The following is an 18,834-nucleotide window of genomic DNA, read 5'->3' on the forward strand; positions in this document are numbered from 1 at the left end:
TCGTTATTTTAACTTAGTAATAGTATGGTTGCTGACATGGTCCACCGTAACAAGGATAAGGTGCTGGCGGCGGGAAAGGTGGTGGATAAGGTGGATAAAATGGTCGAGGGCCGAAAGCTAATGCTCCGCCGAGCAATCCACCAGCAATTCCAGCTAGAAAGGGAACGCCAAAAAACGGGAAGAAGCGTGAGTCGCCTACTGGACCAATAGGTGCTGAACGGACTGGAATTGGTTGATAATATGGATACATGAACATACCTCCTTTATTGGACTCACTTTTATCATATGGTAAACAAAACGTGGATGAGCGCGTACAAGAAAGGATATGTAAGAAAATAGGCGAATTATTACGAATGTTGGAGTGTGAAAATTGTGATTTCAGGTTTTGACATAAAGCGAAATGGGACACGTGTTCTTCCCAGGCCTCGATTGACATAGAGAGTTAAATCCTGAATTGTATAGAAGCCTTCAATATAGTCTTTGGCGAGTGAAGGTGTAATAATAGCTCCTAAAAAAGGAATTTGTACTTGTCCGCCGTGACTATGACCAGAAAGTTGCAAGTTGATTGGATATTTAGAAACTTTGGGCGCGATATCTGGTTCGTGAACAAGAACAATGTTATAAGTACTTTGCCGTGCATGCTCTAATGTTTTCTCTATTTTTGGTTTGCCTAATAGTATATCATCGAGACCGAAAATAGAAATTTCACTATTATCCATTAGATGAATTCTTTTTTCACTATTGAGCAATAGCTCAAATCCTGATTCACGCATGATGTGCTCATAGTATTCAGTTCCATATCCACCGTGATCATGGTTACCATAAATAGCGAATTTACCAAAGGGGGCTTGTATATTTTTTAAAATGGATGCAACGAAAGGAGTGTCAGTATACGTTTGATAATTATCAATGAGATCTCCGGTAAAAAGGACAATATCTGGATTTACAGCATTAATTTTAGAAACAACTTTAGATAAATGTTGAAGCGAGAAATAGTATCCGAGATGTAAATCGCTGAATTGAAGAATTTTCATACCATGAAAACTTTTTGGGATGAGTTGTGATTTTAATGTGTGCTGTGTAAAAGAAATGAAATGGGGCTCTATATATTTAGCATAGTAGTATCCGATGCTACTGGTTATAAATGAATAGAGACAAGTACGCATACCAATTTTTAAAAAATTTCTTCTTGTAATGTGCTTCATAAAAATATGAGTATACCTCAATGTTTTCATTCCATTTATAGGCTACTCAAATCTCCTTTCAGTTTATTTAAAATATACTTTACATAATAAAAAGTAGTATAGATTACGAAAAAAAATGAATAAAAAGAAAGTTCTTTACGCTAAAATATCAGAAAAGTTTAAAAATATAAAGATTTCTATTAAATAAAGTGATAAAATGAATGTGTATTCATTTTTTGGAGGGGATGTATGTGAAAGAAAAGGTAGTTATTATAACAGGTGGATCGAGTGGAATGGGAAAAGGAATGGCGACTCGTTTTGCAAAAGAAGGGGCACGAGTTGTTATTACAGGACGTACAAAGGAAAAACTAGAGGAAACAAAGTTGGAAATTGAACAATTTCCAGGGCAAGTATTACCTGTACAAATGGATGTAAGAAATACGGATGACATTCAGAAAATGATTGAACAGATTGATGAGAAGTTTGGTAGAATTGATGTTTTAATAAATAATGCAGCTGGAAACTTTATTTGTCCAGCAGAAGATTTATCTGTGAATGGCTGGAATTCAGTCATTAATATTGTATTAAACGGTACGTTTTACTGTAGTCATGCTGTCGGAAAATATTGGATTGAAAAAGGTATAAAAGGGAATATCATTAACATGGTAGCAACATATGCATGGGATGCTGGTCCAGGAGTTATTCATTCGGCTGCAGCGAAGGCAGGAGTATTAGCGATGACGAAGACGCTCGCTGTTGAGTGGGGACGTAAATATGGAATACGAGTTAACGCTATCGCGCCAGGACCAATTGAACGTACGGGCGGTGCTGATAAATTATGGATTTCAGAAGAAATGGCTAAACGTACGATACAAAGTGTTCCGCTTGGAAGGCTGGGTACGCCAGAAGAAATCGCTGGTCTAGCTTATTATTTATGTTCAGATGAAGCTGCGTACATAAATGGAACTTGCATGACAATGGATGGAGGACAACATTTACATCAATATCCATTTTAAAAGGGATAAAAAAATGAATATTTGATTCATTTTTTTATGGCTAAATGTGACGGAATTGTGACATATGAAAGAAAAGTGTTTACAAGAGGTCATATATACGTTATATTTAAGACCTCTTTTTTCTTCATAGTAGAATTGCTAATTCCCCTTAGCATTTTACCCCTCTAATCCCTTCAGGAAAACTGAAGGGATTTTTTATTATTTTTCCGTAAATATCATGTTATAATTTTTGAAAAGTAAAGGGAGGGAAGCACGTTGATAGATGCATTAGATGTAATGAGTAACTTGGATAAAGTCCTTCCTTATTATCAAGCTATTTTTAGTGCTGATGAGCATACTGTAATTGGATACGAAGTAGTAGGACGTATTCAAACAGAAGAGGGCATACAAAGTTTAGCTTCTTTCTTTCACGATGATTCGATTCCAAGTGAATTTCAACTGGAAGCGGATAATATTATAGTAGAAAAAGCTTTAAATCGTTATTTAGAAAGCGATCAAAAATTATTATTATTTATACATCGGAATGCTAATGTATTAATGAATGATGATGATGAAAGCTTGCTTCAACTTTTATTGAGGTATGAAGAACAAGGTTTAAATTTAAAACAAATTGTTTTAGAGATTACAGAACATGAATGTAAAGAAGATATAGAGCAATTTAATCATTTGCTTATGTATTATCGTACATATGGTATTCAAATTTCGATTAATAAAGTCGGAACGGGCACAAGTAATTTAGAGCGTATTAGCGTGTTAGCACCTGATATTTTAAAAGTAGATTTAACGAACTTAAGGCAAACAGCACTTTTACAATCTTATCAAGATATTTTATATTCTTTATCATTACTTGCTAGAAGAATTGGTGCAACTTTGTTATATGAAGAAATAGATGCTTTTTATCAACTGCAATATGCTTGGAAGAACGGCGGAAGATATTATCAAGGTAATTATTTGAAAGAATGTTTACCTGATTTTATTGAAACGAATGTTTTGAAAGAGCGACTAGGTAATGAATGTCATCAGTTTATTCAGCATGAAAAGAAGAAGTTACAAAAAATTTATAATTTAACAGAGATGTTACGCGATCGCATTGGCGATGTTTTATCAAAACAAAAAAAGAATGAAGATATAAATGATTGGTTATTACAATTTAGTCAAAGTGTATCACAGTGTAGTTTTCGTATATTTATTTGTAATGAAGATGGTTTCCAACAATCAGGAAATGTTATGAAAAAAGATGGAGAATGGATTGTGATGCCGGATTATTATATGAAGAACTGGAGTTGGCGCCCGTATTTTCTCGAGAATATCATGAAAATGCGTTTTGAGAATAAGGCGAGGCTTTCAGATTTATATGCAGATATTGAAACGGGAGAAATGGTACGAACATTTTCTTTCCCGATTGATGATGACAACTTTTTATTTATAGATTTATCTTATGAATATTTATATGAAGAAGATGTTTTATTTTAATGCACGAAGAGATTCGTGCATTTTTTGTTTGTTTTTATCATAAATTGGTAATAGTGAAAATGGTGATGAAAATGCTGTCTATCGTTGTAAAGATTTTACGAACGAAATCTGTCCTGTCTTTGCATAATCATTGTTACAATGAATACTACAAAGACAAGTTCTTTTAAAAGGAAGGTGAAAAAATGAGGAAATATGGAATATGGCTTGTTCTATTTGTATGTGTTGCCTTTCTAGTTGGTTATAGTGTTACGACTGTTTTAGGAAAAGAGGAAGTGGAAGTCGATCGGAAAGAAGTATTTACAACGATACAAAAAGGCTATGAAACCCAGTTTTCAATTCGTGGGAAGCATTTGCCGATGAATAAGATGATAGAGACGTTATCACCGTATTTTACAGATAATTTCCTTCAAGTATTTACAGATGAAAATAGCAGAAGTGATAAACAAAGTGGTGAATATTTACTTCCGGCAAAAGAAGCACCGTTTTCTTTTAATTCAGAAACGAAAATGTCGTATGATGAAGAACATAAAAATTTATATGTATATGAGCGGACAAAAAGTGGACAGTATCAAATTGTAACATTGAAAAGGGATCAAGATAAATGGAAGCTAGCAGGATATCATGAAAGTCAGGAACTTTTAACTGAAATAAAAAGGTTGCAACAATTATAAAGTGAAACTTTTAATCAGTGGGAGGGATTACTCTTCCATCTAACTTCTTTGCTGTAGCTAAATTTGGGGTAGGAGTTTTACTACCCACAAATAGCGGGATAAGAATAGGAATAGGTATTTACCTATTCCTATTCTATATTGAGTAGTTGTTGTAACTTTTCAATTTGAAACCCTGCAACTACTTCGCCATCAATTACGACTGTTGGAGTTGAATAAGAATCATAGTCGTATAAAAGACGATTGCGAGCAGCAGCGTCTTTTTTTACGTCAAATTCTTCATATGCAACGTTATTATGCTTCAAAAATTCTTTCACAATAACACAGGGCGGACAATCGGGTTGTGTATAAACCTCAATTTTTTTCATTGTTATTCCTCCTTTTTTCTGTTTTTTATTATATTCTTCCAGTATAAAAACCGCAATAAAGAAGGGGAAATATGTTCTTTCTGTTTTTTCCTTCGCATTTCGACAAATTTTTAGTTGAGTTTCTGGCCAATAACCTTTATCCTAGAGTGTGGAACATTTTTTCTGTTATGACGGATAGAATGAGTATAGCTGTAAAACCTATTGGTAGGAAGATCAGAGAAAGGAGAGATTTCATGTCTCTACTCCAAGGAATTTTAACTCGACTTGTTAGTCTACAAGAACAAGCTGAAAGCGGTGAAGTAGCACAACGCTATTTTGAAGTGAACGGTGAGCGCAAATGTAGCGTGAAATTTTTCGATAAAAGTGAAATGTATGAGTTAGAAGTGTATCAACAAGGTGAAAAACCTCAAGTGTATCAATTCGATAATATCGACATGGTTGCAATTGAGATTTACGATATCATTTCTTGATACATATAAAAAAGGTACTGCCATGTGGCAGTACCTTTTTTAGTTCTATTACTTTCTAGTGGAATGTATAGAAGTTTTTTATTTTTCCTACAATGGTATTAAAATGAAATTTTAATCCGTGCAAGTTTGCTTATCCATGTGGAAAATGAGTCCCGTCAACCGGGTGAATATGTGAAGCTAAACTTCTCACAATCGCTGGGTTCTGCAAATAGCGGGAGAAATATAACTAGGAGGTTATCGTATGGAACGTTTACCAGTTGTGATTTGTCCTAATTGTCAAAGTTCTGCTGAGATTATTCATGTATTAACGGCTCAATCTAATCAAAATGTAATTTATACGTGCCAAGTTTGTCACTTTGTAATTCGAAATATTGAAACGAATAAAGGATAGGAAGTTATAATTTTAGTTTTTGTCCCATACAATGAGAATACGAAAAGTCTGTCTAATTGAAAGGACGTGACTCTGTGGACGGTGCACATAAATTTTACAATGTTTCAGAGAGACATTTAAATTTTGATATGGTCTTTAACCGTATTTGTAGTTTCATTGAAAAGGATCCGCGAAATTTATATCGATTATCCATTGGGACAGACTCACAAGCGCATCAAAAGGATACGAGGTTTATTACAGCAATCCATATTCATCGTGTTGGAAAAGGTGCCTGGGGCTGTTTACACCATAGATCAGTAAAAGATAAGCCGGCAACCTTACGTGAGAAAATATATTTAGAAACGCAGTTTAGTCAAGAAATCGCATGTCTATTTACGCCTACTCATATACAAACAATATGGGAGTTATTGCATCCTTATGCTCAAGATGGGGCTGGATTCATAATGGAAATTCATTTAGACATTGGGAATGATGGTTTAACAAAAGAATTTATTTTAGATATGACAGAAAAAATTCGAGCGATGGGATTAACTGCAAAAATTAAGCCAGATGCTTATGCGGCGTTTAGCTATGCAAATCGATATACGAAATGATTTTTTTTGTATGTATACGATTGCTACATATCTTTTAATAAAAACTGAATATTACATCTATTAAATAGGTTGAATTTTTTATATAATAAGAGTAACGATGCGAGTGTAAGGAGAGGGGTATATGCAAAGGGAAGTTGTTTTAACGAAGGAAGAAGAAAGTTTACTACTAGATATTTTATTTCAGCAAAATTACGCAAGTGAAATTTTAGCTGTGGAACTTACAGATATTGAGAATGGTTTGAAACAGACAGATGTGATGCAATATAAAAAAATCACAAGGTTATTTTACAGATTAAAAAATAAAGGGTATTAAGTGCTACCGGAATGGTAGTCTTTTTTTTGTGCTGTATGCTAAAATAGCTGTGTGATTGTATTTTTATTGAAATAAATTTAGGACAAAATAATAATATGAAAACGCTGTCATAAAATGTGAATAGAGTTGTGAACATAAGCAGGAAAAAGGGAAAATGGGGGATGTAATATGATTAGTATTCCGAAAGACGAATTTCAACAAATTCTTGTGAAGGATTTAATGATTTCATCGGAAAAAGTAGCTCATGTCCAAATTGGAAATAGTTTAGAACATGCTTTACTCGTTCTTGTGAAATCTGGATATTCGGCCATACCTGTCTTAGATCCAATGTATAAACTACATGGTTTGATTAGTACTGCCATGATATTAGATGGTATGTTAGGATTAGAACGTATTGAGTTTGAAAGACTCGATGATATGAAAGTAGAGCAGGTGATGAAAGAAGATATACCTGTTCTTAAATTAGACGATTCATTTGCAAAAGCTTTAGAAATGACAATTGATCATCCTTTTATTTGCGCTGTTAATGAAGAAGGCTATTTTGAGGGGATTTTAACACGTCGAGCTATTTTAAAATTGTTGAATAAGAAAGTAAGGCAACATAATCGATAACGTAAGAAAAGTGACTTCATAGAAACGAAGAAGTCACTTTTTTTTCGTGCATATCACTTGTGTATGTATTATATTTAAAAAGACATAAAACATAAGGAAAGTTTGCGCTGGACAATTGTATTTTCTGAATGAAAGCATTCGGGTAAATTAAGGATGAAAAGCTTATTGAAATAAGGTGTATGGAAGCTAAGGAAAGAGGGAGAAAGTTGCAAATTGATGATTTTCAAATGATGGTTGTGTTAGCTCAGGAATCAAATATGAGAAAAGCGGCGGAACGTTTATTTGTTTCCCAACCTGCGCTGAGTCAACGATTACAATCTATGGAGAAACAATGGGGAATGAAGTTTTTTATTCGCTCACAAAAAGGATTGACAATTACACCTGAAGGGGAAAAAGTTGCAAATTATGCTAAAGAAATGTTGCAAAGGGAAGAAGATATAAAAAGTGAGCTAGCTGTTTTCAGAACGGAAACTCATGGAACGTTAAAAATAGCTGTTGCATCAGTTATTGGTCAATATTGGCTCCCTCCTGTTTTGAAAAAGTTTGTGCATAAATATCCTTCTGTCAAGATATCGCTGTTTACTGGATGGAGTAGTGAAGTGCAAAAGCAGTTTTATGAAGGAGACGTTCATGTTGCTATACTGAGGGGAACACAAGAATATAAAGGTCAGAAGCAACAATTATTTGAAGATGAACTGTATTTAGTTGATAAAGAAATAAAAGATATTTCGATGTTAAAAGAAACAAATAGGCCGTTCATTCAATTTAAAAGTGATTCGACTTATTATGGACAAATACAAAATTGGTGGTATGGTTTATTTTCTAATCCGCCTAAGCGAACGATTGTAGTTGACCAAATTGAAACATGTAAACAACTTGTTTTAAATGGTATAGGTTATGCCCTTTTACCTTCTACTGTTTTAAAGGAAGTACAGGAAAATATGTATAAAACACCTGTTCAACTGACGAGAGAAACATGGTTGTTAACAAGTGACTCGGCAAGGCAGTTGAAGCAAGTACAAGCATTTTTAGAAATTATAGAAGAAATTCAAAGGGAAAAATAAGATTATTATCTTGCTACTCGCTCTTTCGTTTGGTAGAGTAACATTATAAATGGATTTAGGAGGCAACAAGAATGAAAATGATGGACGCTAACGAAATTATTTCGTTTATTCAAAAAAGTGAAAAGAAAACTCCTGTAAAGGTATACATAAAAGGGGATTTAAAAGAAGTAACATTCCCTGAAACAGTACAAGCATTTGTGAATAAAAAGTCAGGTGTATTATTCGGAGAATGGTCTGAAATTAAGACAATTCTTGATGAGAATAATAAGCACATCGTTGACTACGTTGTAGAAAACGATCGTCGTAATTCTGCAATCCCGATGCTTGATTTAAAAGGTATTAAAGCTCGCATCGAGCCAGGTGCTATTATTCGTGACCATGTTGAAATTGGTGACAACGCTGTAATTATGATGAATGCAACAATTAACATTGGTGCTGTAATTGGTGAAGGTTCTATGATCGACATGAACGCAGTACTTGGTGGACGTGCAACAGTCGGTAAAAACTGTCACGTAGGTGCAGGTGCTGTACTTGCAGGTGTTATTGAGCCACCTTCTGCAAAACCAGTTATCGTTGAAGATGATGTAGTAATCGGTGCAAACGTGGTTGTTTTAGAGGGTGTTACAGTAGGGAAAGGTGCAGTCGTAGCAGCAGGAGCTGTTGTAACAGAAGATGTGCCTCCATACACAGTTGTTGCAGGTACTCCAGCACGTGTAATTAAAGAAATTGATGAGAAGACAAAAGCAAAAACAGAAATTAAACAAGAGCTTCGTCAATTAAACCCAGAGAAATAAAAAGTAAAAAAAGCGTAAGAGCGTAAATGGGCTCTTACGCTTTTTATAGATAGAGGTGCAAAAATGACAGTAAGCAAATTTATCCAAATTCGTAGAGATTTACATAGAATTCCAGAAATCGGATTTAAGGAATGGAAAACACAACAGTATATTTTAGATTATATAGGAACACTTTCTCATGAATTTATGGAAGTGAAGACATGGAAAACGGGTGTAATCGTTAAAGTAAATGGAAAAAATCCCGAAAAAATAATAGGTTATCGTGCAGATATAGACGGTTTACCAATTACAGAGGAAACTGGATACGAGTTTGCTTCTATTCATGAAGGAATGATGCATGCATGTGGCCATGATGTACATACAACAATCGGTTTAGGCCTTCTAACGAAAGCTGTGAGCGAAAGAATAGATGATGACCTTGTATTTCTATTCCAGCCAGCAGAAGAAGGACCAGGCGGTGCTCTTCCTATGTTAGAAAGTGAAGAGTTAAAAGAATGGAAACCAAATATAATTCTTGGTCTTCATATTGCACCAGAATACGCTGTGGGGACAATTGCAACGAAAGAAGGACTGTTATTTGCCAATACTTCAGAATTATATATTGATTTAAAAGGGAAAGGTGGCCATGCTGCCTATCCGCATACTGCAAATGACATGATTGTTGCAGCGAGTCACCTTGTTACACAGCTTCAATCCGTTATTAGTCGCAATGTAAATCCTCTTGATAGTGCAGTAATTACAATCGGGAAAATTACAGGTGGTACGGTTCAAAATATTATTGCAGAAAAATCTCGTTTAGAAGGAACGATTCGAACATTATCAGTGGAATCAATGAAGCGTGTGAAAAGCAGAATTGAGTCAATTGTTGCAGGTATCGAAGCTTCTTTCCAGTGTGAGGCGATTATAGATTACGGAGCAATGTATCATCAAGTATATAACCATGAAGAGTTAACGAGAGAGTTTATGGAATTTGTACATAAACAAACTGATATGAATGTTATTACATGTACTGAGGCAATGACGGGTGAAGATTTTGGTTATATGCTTCGAGAAATCCCTGGATTTATGTTTTGGCTTGGAGTAAATTCAGAATATGGTTTACATCATGCAAAATTAAAACCAGACGAAGAAGTGATTGAAAAGGCAATCACATTTTTAAGCCAATATGTAAAGTGGAAAGGGAATAGAAAATAAAACTTCCGCTCTCTTGAAGGTTCCAAAAAACTTTTTGTTCTGAGGTGTAAGTAACGCTCGTATAGATTGATTTTAGACATTTACATACAAATGGAAGAATTAAAGTTAATTGTACTGTTTTAATAATGAGCAGGGGGTTTAGCCACTGCTCATTATTAATTATTTGACTAACTTATATATGTTTACTTTTAGTATGAAAAGTGTGTAAAATCAATGTGAAACATAGAAAAAAGGGTGGGGAATTACGTGCAAATTAGCAGTGCGATTTTATGTTTCGTCTTATATGCGTATGTTATTATTGCGGCGGTTTATTTTGGGATAAGTTTTTATGCCTATCGTCTAGTAGATAATAATGAATATGACGAAACATACAAATGGGTGAAGAGATATTTATCACCTGTACTAGAAATTATGAATGGGTTTGTGCTCTTTTTATTTATTGGATTAATTGCTTTCTCAACGAGTTTAGTAGGGAATAAAACTACGTTATTTGTATTGGGTATCATTATTTTTATGTTGTTAGGAATAAGGATTGGTAATACGGTCTTTTGGAATGAAAGAAAAGTAGATGGTTGGACGGGAATGTTAATTCCGTGCATGTTAGCTGCAATCGTGACAAATATAGAGCATGAATATTATCAATTACATTTTTGGCTTATTATCGTTTTAACAATTCTTTCTGTTTTGTATATAAGCACAGTAGTACTAACATATATTGCACATGAAAAAGGAGATGTTAAAGGCACTCGTTTCTTTAGAGGACGGGCATTATTTTGGAGTGTGCCGACGATGGCAGTTATCGCGCTTATTGCGATATTAGTAAATGGATATCAATTTTCTAATTGGCAACTATTTTTAGAAAATTGGTGGATCTTTATCTTTTCGTTTATTGCTTTTTTAGGTGCAACGCATTATTTATTCCATCAACATCATTACATATGGGCGTTGTTATTTGCATTCACACAGCTTCTATTTGCCTTTTTTGGTCAAGAAACATTATTATTCGTTTTTGAAACATTTAGTTCTTTTGGAAATATATTTGTATTTGCTATGCTACTTGTTGGTATCGCTTTTTACTTGCAACAATATTTTTATATACAAAAACAAAAATAAGAGCTAATCATAGTTTTTGTGACGCATATAAAGTGTGTTACACTGAAAATAAATAGTACTTGAAGTTATTGGAGGAATTCTTGTGGGTGAGAAAGAAAAAGAATTTGCTGTCATTGGACTTGGTCGCTTTGGTGGAAGTATTTGCCGAGAACTAGCTCAATTAGGTATGGAAGTAATGGCAATCGATTCAGATGAGGATAAAATTAATGAATTTGCAAATATAGCTTCGCATGCTGTAATTGCAGATTCAACAGATGAGATGGTATTAAAAAGCCTTGGTATTCGAAATTTTGATCACGTAGTCGTTGCTATTGGAGATAATTTAAATTCAAGTATTTTAACGACTTTGATTTTGAAAGAGTTGGGTGTAAAAAATATTACTGTAAAAGCTCAAAATGATTATCATGAAAAAGTGTTAAGTAAAATAGGTGCAGATCATATTGTGCATCCAGAACGTGATATGGGAAAAAGGATTGCTAATAATATTGCATCAAGCAATGTGCTAGACTACCTTGAGCTTTCAGATGAGCATAGTATTGTAGAGATTATTGCGAATAAAAAAATTGATGGGCACTCTTTAATTGAATTAGATATTCGTGCGAAGTTTGGATTGAATATTGTAGCAATTAAACGAGGCAAAGAAGTTATCGTATCCCCTCGAGCTACGGAGAATATTCAAGCAGGAGATATATTAATTGTCATTGGTCATGACGATGAAGTGGATCGATTTAAACACTTTTTAAGATAAGAGAAAAGAAAAGGACAATGCCTTCATGGCATTGTCCTTTTTCTTATATTTCCATAATGATTGGTAAAATCATTGGACGACGTTTCGTTTTCTCATATAGGAATGGGGCTAATGTGTCTGTAATTTCATTTTTAATTTCAGACCATTGTGTTGTTTTACGCTCCATTACTTTTTCTAAATGAGTTGTAATTAATGTTTGTGCATCATTGATTAAATCGCTGCTTTCACGCATGTAAACGAAACCGCGTGAGATGATATCAGGTCCTGCTGCAACTTTAAATTCTTTCATATCAATGCTTACAACTACAATTACAAGTCCTTCTTCAGAAAGGATACGACGATCGCGTAATACGATATTGCCAATATCTCCAATACCGTTTCCATCAATGTAGACCGAACCAGATGGGATTTTTCCAGCTACGCTAGCTTCATCCGAACGTAAAGCAAGAACATCGCCATTATCCATAATGAAGCAATTTTCTTCAGGGATGCCACAATCATTTGCTATGTTCATGTGCATACGCTGCATACGATATTCACCATGAATTGGCATGAAGTACTTCGGTTTAATTAGACGTAACATTAACTTTTGTTCTTCTTGTCCACCGTGTCCACTTGTATGGATATTTGAAAGTTTCCCGTGAATTACATCAGCGCCAGCGCGGTACAACATGTTAATTGTACGACTTACGCTAATTGTATTTCCTGGAATTGGTGAAGAAGAGAAAACAACTGTATCTCCAGGAATAATTTGAATTTGGCGGTGTGTACCATTTGCAATACGTGAAAGTGCTGCCATCGGTTCACCTTGACTACCTGTACATAAAATAACAACTTTATTAGCTGGTAAGCGGTTTAGTTGAGATGCATCTATGAATGTATCTTTCGGGCAACGAATATAACCAAGGTTTTGTCCAATTTCAATCGCTGCTTCCATACTTCGACCAAACACAGCTACTTTACGGTTGTTTTCAACAGCAGCTTCAACAACTTGTTGTAAGCGGTGGATATTTGATGCAAAGGTTGCGAATATAATCCGTCCTTCTACTTTACGAAAAATGTCTTGAATGCTATCACCAACGCGACGCTCAGACATAGTAAAGTTTGGAACTTCACTGTTCGTACTATCAGATAATAGACATAGTACGCCATCTTTACCGATTTCAGCCATTTTTGTTAAATCAGCTGGTTCACCAACTGGTGTGAAGTCAAATTTGAAGTCACCTGTATGAACAACTTGACCTTGAGGTGTTTTCACAACAACGCCGTACGAATCTGGAATACTGTGAGTTGTACGGAAGAAGGATACAGACGTTTTTTTGAATTTAATAACGTCATCTTCTTGAATCTCGTAAAGTTTTGCTTTACGAAGTAAGCCGTGTTCTTCTAATTTGTTTTTGATGAGTGCAATTGCTAATTTTCCGCCGTAAATCGGAATGTTCACTTGACGTAATAGGTAAGGGATTCCGCCGATATGATCTTCGTGACCATGTGTAATGAATAACCCTTTAATTTTATCTTCGTTTCGCACAAAATAAGTGTAGTCTGGTATTACATAATCGATCCCGAGAAGTTCGTCCTCTGGAAATTTAATTCCAGCATCAATTATAATAATTTCATCTTGAAATTGAACAGCGTATGTATTTTTACCGATTTCACCAAGCCCACCGAGAGCAAATACAGCAACTTGGTCGTTTTTTAGAAATTTCATATCGCTATACGATTTCCGCTAATGTTAAATCAGCGTTTTCTTTTTCATATTCAAGATGAGCGCCAGTAACAGACTGAACAAACTCGATATTATATGCGAACTTATTTAACTTTGTACGAACATCCTTTTCAGACGTAGCCTCTAAATATAAAACTTTTGTATTTTCACGTACTGGAACCTCAGTTAATTTTTCTTGATAAAATACTTTAAAAATCATTTGGAAAACCTCTCCTTGTCTATGTTTTGCATTATCTGTTACTTATTATAAAGCAAACAGTCACGATTTTCATGTTTTTTCGAATGAGAATGAAGAAAAAGCCCGAAATGGGCACAATTTAAGCGATTGTCTTTTTACGGACTAGACCGTTTAAATAACGCTTGAGCTTTTTCTTCAGCTTCTTCAGCATGATTACTCCTTCCTTTCCTTATTTTAAACATGCCTATTACTAGTGAAAACTCTATCTCTGATATAAGAGATAGGACAAAAGTGAATGGTGAATCTTGTCCTTTCCCATACAGTGAAAGTTATTCTATAGTAACGATCAGTAGCCGTTAGTTATAGGTATAGTATGAGGAAGAATGGAAAAGAAAATTCATCCGAACAAGTATCTACATGTTTTACTAATATATATATGCAAAGTTTACAAATAAGGTCAGAAAGGGAACGCTTTCTTCACAGATGTTTAATATGTTATACTTTTTTTTAGAATTTGAAAAGTGATATTCAAAATAGGAATATAGAGTCCCAGAAAGGATTTTGACAAATGAATGATAAAATTGTCTTTTTTGATATTGATGGAACATTATTAGATCATGATAAAAAAATTCCGCAATCTACACGAGATGCAGTAAAACGGTTACAAGAAAAAGGTGTACATGTAGCAATTGCGACAGGGCGCGCGCCATTTATGTTCGAAGATATTCGCAGGGAACTTAATATACATAATTATGTTAGTTTTAATGGACAATATGTTGTCTTTGAAGATGAGGTAATATTTAATAATCCGTTACATCCAGATGCTTTACATAGGTTTACTCAGTTTGCAAAACAAGAAGGATATCCACTTGTATATCTTGACCATCAAGATATGAGAGCATCAGTGGAATATCATGATTATGTGAAAGAAGGCTTTGGAAGCTTAAACTTTGAGCATCCAGCATATGAGCCTAATTTTTATGAGGAACGTAATATTTATCAAACACTACTTTTTTGTGAAGTAAATGAAGAGGAAAAGTTTATTAATCATTATCCAGATTTTCATTTTATTCGTTGGCATGCATATTCAATGGATATCATTCCGAATGGTGGTTCTAAGGCAAAAGGAATTGAGAAATACATTGAAAAGTTAGGTTTTAATCGTGATCAAGTGTATGCATTTGGAGATGGCTTAAATGATTTAGAAATGATCGAAGCCGTTGGCACAGGTATTGTGATGGGAAATGGCCATGAAGACTTGAAAAAACTTGCAAATCATGTGACAAAGGATGTTAATGAAGACGGTATATATCATGGACTAAAGTGGGCTGGATTGCTATAAGTGAATATGGAACCCATTTCATAATAAAAAGGCGGAAGATTAACTTCCACCTTTTTATTATTATCGCTCTAGAGGTTTGGAATCATCAGGAGCGGCAAAAGGATTTTCTTTATTGATATGGTCATAGAACATAACGCCATTTAAATGATCAATCTCGTGTTGGAATACGATTGCTGGTAAACCTTTTAAACGCAATTTTACTTCTTCTCCGTTAATAGAAGTTGCTTTTACTGTAATTCTTGTATAACGAGGAACATAACCAGGTACTTCGCGGTCTACAGACAGACAGCCTTCACCACCCTGTAAATATGTACGTTCAACAGAATGGCTAATGATTTTTGGATTGAATAATGCATGGCTATATAATGTACCATCCGCATCGGTTACATGAACTGCAATCATTTTTTTTGAAACACCGATTTGCGGAGCCGCTAATCCGATTCCAGGGCGTAAACTATATTTTTCAGCCATTTCAGGATCTTGGCTATTTATTACGAATTCAATCATTTCTTTTAAGGTAGTTGTATCTTCTTCGCTTGCCGGTAATGACACCTCTTCTGCAACGTTGCGCAAAATAGGATCTCCTTCGCGAATAACATCTTTCATTGTAAGCATATGTAATCTCTCCTTTCCTCTTTAGTCTACCAAAGGAGATGGAAAAAGTCATCGGCAAGAAAGGGAAGGCATTTTGGAAATTGTTCTATTATAGAGTAGTTATGTATGTGATAAAACGAAAAAGACGGCAAAGCCGTCTTTTTCTTTCCATAGTTGTTTCGTTTTACATTAGCGAATGCAAGCAGCACCAACGATAATTAAAAGAATAAACAACACAACGATTAAGGCGAAGCCGCGTCCAGACCCGCCACAAGAACCGCCATAACCGTAGGAAGGATATGAACAAGTTGGATAGCAATATGAGTATCCGTACATGAGATGACCTCCTTTATCATTTCCCGCTAATACTGCGGTTACTATAATGTATGGAAGAGAGGGTAGAAATGTATAGGTATTTACCTAAAAAAGGAAGAGTAGTTTGTATATTTTTGTTACGAAGAGAGAAAAACTAAAGAGAATTAAATCGTTTACATATTATTCTAAGAGAAAAAATAAGTGAAAAAGGGAATAATATAACAGTAGGTCAATGCTTACTAATACAGATGTAAAAAATAAAAACACGTTTGTGTAGTAGAAACCTGCATATTATTTATAAAAAAACGTATTCAAAGTAATTGACATCGTAATTAGAATAGTTGTAAACTAAAAAACGTGATCAAGATTGTATTAATATGTTTCTGAAAAAACATTAGTACAGATTGTTAGGTACACAAAATTATTCTCAACCGACATACAAACATGTTGGTTTACATCGTTGCGCTTTTTAAACTGGAAAATAGCCAGTGAAAGCGTTTCAGAATATGGTTCAAGAGAGGAAGAGGTGAACGGAATGGGTACTAAAACAAAAAAGACCCTATTTAATGTTGATGAGCAAATGAAAGCTATCGCAGCTCAATTTGAAACATTACAAATTTTAAATGAAAACGGTGAAGTTGTGAATGAAGCAGCTATGCCTGAATTATCTGATGATCAATTAAAAGAATTAATGCGTCGTATGGTGTATACTCGCGTATTAGATCAACGTTCTATTTCTTTAAACCGTCAAGGACGTTTAGGTTTCTACGCACCTACAGCTGGACAAGAAGCTTCTCAATTAGCAAGTCATTTCGCACTTGAAGCAGAAGACTTCATCTTACCAGGATACCGTGATGTACCACAATTAGTATGGCACGGATTACCATTATACCAAGCATTCTTATTCTCTCGTGGACACTTCATGGGTAACCAAATGCCTGAGAATGTAAATGCATTAGCTCCACAGATTATTATCGGTGCGCAAATCATCCAAACTGCTGGTGTTGCGTTAGGTATGAAACTACGTGGTAAAAAATCTGTTGCAATTACTTACACTGGTGACGGTGGTGCTTCACAAGGTGACTTCTACGAAGGTATGAACTTTGCAGGTGCATTCAAAGCTCCAGCAATCTTCGTTGTTCAAAACAACCGTTATGCAATCTCTACTCCAGTAGAAAAGCAATCTGCAGCTAAAACTGTAGCACAAAAAGCAGTAGCAGCAGGTATTTACGGAATTCAAGTAGACGGTATGGATCCATTAGCTGTATACGCAGCAACTGCTTTTGCTCGTGAGCGCGCAGTAAATGGCGAAGGCCCTACTTTAATCGAGACTTTAACATTCCGTTACGGTCCACATACAATGGCTGGTGATGACCCAACTCGTTACCGTACAAAAGATATCGAAAACGAATGGGAACAAAAAGACCCAATCGTACGCTTCCGTAAGTTCTTAGAAGCTAAAGGCCTATGGTCTCAAGAAGTTGAAGAGACAGTAATCGAAGAAGCAAAAGAAGATATCAAACAAGCAATTGCTAAGGCTGACCAAGCTCCAAAACAAAAAGTAACTGATTTAATGGAAATCATGTACGAAAAAATGCCTTACAACTTAGCTGAACAATATGAAATCTACAAAGAAAAGGAGTCGAAGTAAGCCATGGCTCAAATGACAATGATTCAAGCAATCACTGATGCTTTACGCGTTGAAATGAAAAATGACCCTAACGTACTTGTATTTGGTGAAGACGTTGGTGTAAACGGCGGTGTATTCCGTGCTACTGAAGGTTTACAAGCTGAATTTGGTGAAGATCGTGTAATGGATACTCCACTTGCAGAGTCTGGTATTGGTGGACTTGCAGTTGGTCTTGCACTTGAAGGATTCCGTCCAGTTCCAGAAATCCAATTCTTCGGTTTCGTTTATGAAGTAATGGATTCAATTTCTGGTCAATTAGCTCGTATGCGTTACCGTTCTGGTGGACGTTGGACTGCTCCAGTAACAGTTCGTTCTCCATTCGGTGGTGGTGTTCATACTCCTGAACTACATGCTGATAGCTTAGAAGGATTAGTGGCTCAACAACCTGGTCTAAAAGTTGTTATTCCATCTACTCCATACGATGCTAAAGGTCTTTTAATCTCTGCGATTCGTGACAACGATCCAGTTATCTACTTAGAGCATATGAAATTGTACCGTTCATTCCGTCAAGAGGTACCAGAAGGTGATTACACAATTGATTTAGGTAAAGCTGATATCAAACGTGAAGGTACAGATGTATCTGTTATCGCTTACGGTGCTATGGTTCACGCTGCATTAAAAGCTGCTGAAGAACTTGAAAAAGAAGGTATCTCTTTAGAGGTTGTTGACTTACGTACAGTTCAACCATTAGATATCGAAACAATCATCGCTTCTGTTGAAAAAACAGGTCGCGTAGTTGTAGTTCAAGAAGCTCAAAAACAAGCTGGTATTGCAGCTAACGTTGTAGCGGAAATTAACGACCGTGCAATCTTAAACTTAGAAGCTCCAGTTGTACGTGTTGCAGCTGCTGATACAGTATTCCCATTCTCTCAAGCAGAGAGCGTATGGTTACCAAACCACAAAGATATTGTTGAAGCTGTAAACAAAGTAATGAACTTCTAATTTTTAGCTTTTCATGTGCAAAAGAAATCAGCACATGCTGGTT

At 35.2% G+C, this 18,834-nt stretch carries 23 protein-coding genes; 16 read left to right on the top strand and 7 right to left on the bottom strand.

Annotated elements, in window-relative coordinates; genetic code table 11:
* Nucleotides 1–13 precede the first annotated feature (13 nt).
* Nucleotides 14–250, bottom strand: a complete 237-nt coding sequence (locus tag ES895_RS04005) for a hypothetical protein (RefSeq protein WP_000283738.1) — start codon at nt 248–250, stop codon at nt 14–16.
* A gap of 97 nt (nt 251–347) precedes the next feature.
* On the bottom strand, nt 348–1,205 hold the full coding sequence (locus ES895_RS04010) for a metallophosphoesterase (protein ID WP_033667426.1): 858 nt from the start codon (nt 1,203–1,205) through the stop codon (nt 348–350).
* A gap of 230 nt (nt 1,206–1,435) precedes the next feature.
* On the opposite strand from ES895_RS04010, the gene fadH reads away from it, so the two are divergent.
* From fadH to ES895_RS04025, 3 genes are all read left to right on the top strand, one after another.
* Nucleotides 1,436–2,200 (top strand): 2,4-dienoyl-CoA reductase, encoded by a 765-nt coding sequence (gene fadH, locus ES895_RS04015; protein WP_000660913.1) that lies wholly within the window; start codon nt 1,436–1,438, stop codon nt 2,198–2,200.
* Between the two features lie 255 nt (nt 2,201–2,455).
* Entirely contained in the window at nt 2,456–3,673 is a 1,218-nt protein-coding gene (locus ES895_RS04020) for an EAL domain-containing protein (RefSeq protein ID WP_000564306.1), read from the top strand.
* A 182-nt stretch (nt 3,674–3,855) separates the two neighbouring features.
* Nucleotides 3,856–4,344: a DUF3993 domain-containing protein gene (locus ES895_RS04025; protein WP_001233804.1), complete on the top strand. Its 489-nt coding sequence runs from the start codon at nt 3,856–3,858 to the stop codon at nt 4,342–4,344.
* Nucleotides 4,345–4,472: 128 nt separating this feature from the next.
* Here ES895_RS04025 and ES895_RS04030 read toward each other — a convergent pair whose 3' ends face one another.
* Nucleotides 4,473–4,709, bottom strand: a complete 237-nt coding sequence (locus ES895_RS04030; protein WP_000717875.1) for a glutaredoxin family protein — start codon at nt 4,707–4,709, stop codon at nt 4,473–4,475.
* Nucleotides 4,710–4,942: 233 nt separating this feature from the next.
* On the opposite strand from ES895_RS04030, the gene ES895_RS04035 reads away from it, so the two are divergent.
* From ES895_RS04035 to ES895_RS04075, 10 genes are all read left to right on the top strand, one after another.
* A complete protein-coding gene (locus tag ES895_RS04035; protein WP_000055151.1) occupies nt 4,943–5,179 on the top strand; it encodes a YkuJ family protein in 237 nt (78 codons plus the stop codon).
* A gap of 241 nt (nt 5,180–5,420) precedes the next feature.
* Nucleotides 5,421–5,570 (top strand): hypothetical protein, encoded by a 150-nt coding sequence (locus ES895_RS29155; protein ID WP_000440540.1) that lies wholly within the window; start codon nt 5,421–5,423, stop codon nt 5,568–5,570.
* 74 nt (nt 5,571–5,644) lie between these two features.
* Nucleotides 5,645–6,163, top strand: coding sequence for a ribonuclease H-like YkuK family protein (locus ES895_RS04040; protein WP_000348489.1), 519 nt, complete (start codon nt 5,645–5,647; stop codon nt 6,161–6,163).
* 121 nt (nt 6,164–6,284) lie between these two features.
* On the top strand, nt 6,285–6,476 hold the full coding sequence (abbA, locus tag ES895_RS04045) for an antirepressor AbbA (protein WP_001188692.1): 192 nt from the start codon (nt 6,285–6,287) through the stop codon (nt 6,474–6,476).
* 168 nt (nt 6,477–6,644) lie between these two features.
* Entirely contained in the window at nt 6,645–7,088 is a 444-nt protein-coding gene (gene cbpB / locus ES895_RS04050) for a cyclic-di-AMP-binding protein CbpB (protein ID WP_000623579.1), read from the top strand.
* 179 nt (nt 7,089–7,267) lie between these two features.
* Nucleotides 7,268–8,152 (top strand): LysR family transcriptional regulator, encoded by an 885-nt coding sequence (locus tag ES895_RS04055; protein WP_001987174.1) that lies wholly within the window; start codon nt 7,268–7,270, stop codon nt 8,150–8,152.
* Nucleotides 8,153–8,223: 71 nt separating this feature from the next.
* The gene (gene dapD, locus ES895_RS04060; RefSeq protein WP_000783241.1) at nt 8,224–8,946 is read left to right on the top strand and encodes a 2,3,4,5-tetrahydropyridine-2,6-dicarboxylate N-acetyltransferase; all 723 of its coding nucleotides are present in this window, start codon (nt 8,224–8,226) and stop codon (nt 8,944–8,946) included.
* A 63-nt stretch (nt 8,947–9,009) separates the two neighbouring features.
* On the top strand, nt 9,010–10,140 hold the full coding sequence (locus ES895_RS04065; RefSeq protein WP_000218662.1) for an N-acetyldiaminopimelate deacetylase: 1,131 nt from the start codon (nt 9,010–9,012) through the stop codon (nt 10,138–10,140).
* Nucleotides 10,141–10,386: 246 nt separating this feature from the next.
* Nucleotides 10,387–11,253: a cytochrome c oxidase assembly protein gene (locus tag ES895_RS04070; protein WP_001167321.1), complete on the top strand. Its 867-nt coding sequence runs from the start codon at nt 10,387–10,389 to the stop codon at nt 11,251–11,253.
* An 82-nt stretch (nt 11,254–11,335) separates the two neighbouring features.
* A complete protein-coding gene (locus ES895_RS04075; RefSeq protein ID WP_000504032.1) occupies nt 11,336–12,001 on the top strand; it encodes a potassium channel family protein in 666 nt (221 codons plus the stop codon).
* Between the two features lie 43 nt (nt 12,002–12,044).
* On the opposite strand, the gene rnjA is transcribed toward ES895_RS04075, so the two are convergent.
* Complete coding sequence (rnjA, locus tag ES895_RS04080) at nt 12,045–13,712, bottom strand: ribonuclease J1 (RefSeq protein WP_000670377.1); 1,668 nt, start codon at nt 13,710–13,712, stop codon at nt 12,045–12,047.
* Nucleotides 13,713–13,716: 4 nt separating this feature from the next.
* The gene (locus tag ES895_RS04085; RefSeq protein WP_000576435.1) at nt 13,717–13,929 is read right to left on the bottom strand and encodes a DNA-dependent RNA polymerase subunit epsilon; all 213 of its coding nucleotides are present in this window, start codon (nt 13,927–13,929) and stop codon (nt 13,717–13,719) included.
* Between the two features lie 547 nt (nt 13,930–14,476).
* Here ES895_RS04085 and ES895_RS04095 point away from each other — a divergent pair.
* Complete coding sequence (locus ES895_RS04095) at nt 14,477–15,250, top strand: Cof-type HAD-IIB family hydrolase (protein WP_135238169.1); 774 nt, start codon at nt 14,477–14,479, stop codon at nt 15,248–15,250.
* 60 nt (nt 15,251–15,310) lie between these two features.
* Here ES895_RS04095 and def read toward each other — a convergent pair whose 3' ends face one another.
* Together def and ES895_RS04105 are read right to left on the bottom strand one after the other, a co-directional pair.
* Complete coding sequence (def, locus tag ES895_RS04100) at nt 15,311–15,865, bottom strand: peptide deformylase (RefSeq protein ID WP_000957048.1); 555 nt, start codon at nt 15,863–15,865, stop codon at nt 15,311–15,313.
* 168 nt (nt 15,866–16,033) lie between these two features.
* A complete protein-coding gene (locus tag ES895_RS04105; protein WP_000274562.1) occupies nt 16,034–16,180 on the bottom strand; it encodes a YjcZ family sporulation protein in 147 nt (48 codons plus the stop codon).
* Between the two features lie 514 nt (nt 16,181–16,694).
* Between ES895_RS04105 and pdhA the strand changes: the two genes are divergently transcribed.
* Together pdhA and pdhB are read left to right on the top strand one after the other, a co-directional pair.
* Entirely contained in the window at nt 16,695–17,810 is a 1,116-nt protein-coding gene (gene pdhA / locus ES895_RS04110; RefSeq protein WP_000536895.1) for a pyruvate dehydrogenase E1 component subunit alpha, read from the top strand.
* A gap of 3 nt (nt 17,811–17,813) precedes the next feature.
* A complete protein-coding gene (gene pdhB / locus ES895_RS04115; protein ID WP_000068168.1) occupies nt 17,814–18,791 on the top strand; it encodes a pyruvate dehydrogenase complex E1 component subunit beta in 978 nt (325 codons plus the stop codon).
* The last annotated feature ends 43 nt before the right edge of the window (nt 18,792–18,834 follow it).

Source organism: Bacillus sp. 007/AIA-02/001, assembly GCF_004634455.1.
Taxonomy (GTDB): Bacteria; Bacillota; Bacilli; order Bacillales; family Bacillaceae_G; genus Bacillus_A; species Bacillus_A cereus.

Excerpts from the sequence above, each read along its gene's own strand:
- rnjA (WP_000670377.1), bottom strand. The coding sequence starts at position 13,712 with ATGAAATTTCTAAAAAACGACCAAGTTGCTGTATTTGCTCTCGGTGGG.
- ES895_RS04105 (WP_000274562.1), bottom strand. The coding sequence starts at position 16,180 with ATGTACGGATACTCATATTGCTATCCAACTTGTTCATATCCTTCCTAC.
- def (WP_000957048.1), bottom strand. The coding sequence starts at position 15,865 with ATGCTTACAATGAAAGATGTTATTCGCGAAGGAGATCCTATTTTGCGC.
- ES895_RS04095 (WP_135238169.1), top strand. The coding sequence starts at position 14,477 with ATGAATGATAAAATTGTCTTTTTTGATATTGATGGAACATTATTAGAT.
- cbpB (WP_000623579.1), top strand. The coding sequence starts at position 6,645 with ATGATTAGTATTCCGAAAGACGAATTTCAACAAATTCTTGTGAAGGAT.
- ES895_RS04055 (WP_001987174.1), top strand. The coding sequence starts at position 7,268 with ATGGAAGCTAAGGAAAGAGGGAGAAAGTTGCAAATTGATGATTTTCAA.
- abbA (WP_001188692.1), top strand. The coding sequence starts at position 6,285 with ATGCAAAGGGAAGTTGTTTTAACGAAGGAAGAAGAAAGTTTACTACTA.
- ES895_RS04025 (WP_001233804.1), top strand. The coding sequence starts at position 3,856 with ATGAGGAAATATGGAATATGGCTTGTTCTATTTGTATGTGTTGCCTTT.
- ES895_RS04005 (WP_000283738.1), bottom strand. The coding sequence starts at position 250 with ATGTATCCATATTATCAACCAATTCCAGTCCGTTCAGCACCTATTGGT.
- ES895_RS04035 (WP_000055151.1), top strand. The coding sequence starts at position 4,943 with ATGTCTCTACTCCAAGGAATTTTAACTCGACTTGTTAGTCTACAAGAA.
- pdhB (WP_000068168.1), top strand. The coding sequence starts at position 17,814 with ATGGCTCAAATGACAATGATTCAAGCAATCACTGATGCTTTACGCGTT.
- ES895_RS04010 (WP_033667426.1), bottom strand. The coding sequence starts at position 1,205 with ATGAAGCACATTACAAGAAGAAATTTTTTAAAAATTGGTATGCGTACT.
- ES895_RS29155 (WP_000440540.1), top strand. The coding sequence starts at position 5,421 with ATGGAACGTTTACCAGTTGTGATTTGTCCTAATTGTCAAAGTTCTGCT.
- ES895_RS04085 (WP_000576435.1), bottom strand. The coding sequence starts at position 13,929 with ATGATTTTTAAAGTATTTTATCAAGAAAAATTAACTGAGGTTCCAGTA.
- dapD (WP_000783241.1), top strand. The coding sequence starts at position 8,224 with ATGAAAATGATGGACGCTAACGAAATTATTTCGTTTATTCAAAAAAGT.
- ES895_RS04065 (WP_000218662.1), top strand. The coding sequence starts at position 9,010 with ATGACAGTAAGCAAATTTATCCAAATTCGTAGAGATTTACATAGAATT.
- pdhA (WP_000536895.1), top strand. The coding sequence starts at position 16,695 with ATGGGTACTAAAACAAAAAAGACCCTATTTAATGTTGATGAGCAAATG.
- ES895_RS04030 (WP_000717875.1), bottom strand. The coding sequence starts at position 4,709 with ATGAAAAAAATTGAGGTTTATACACAACCCGATTGTCCGCCCTGTGTT.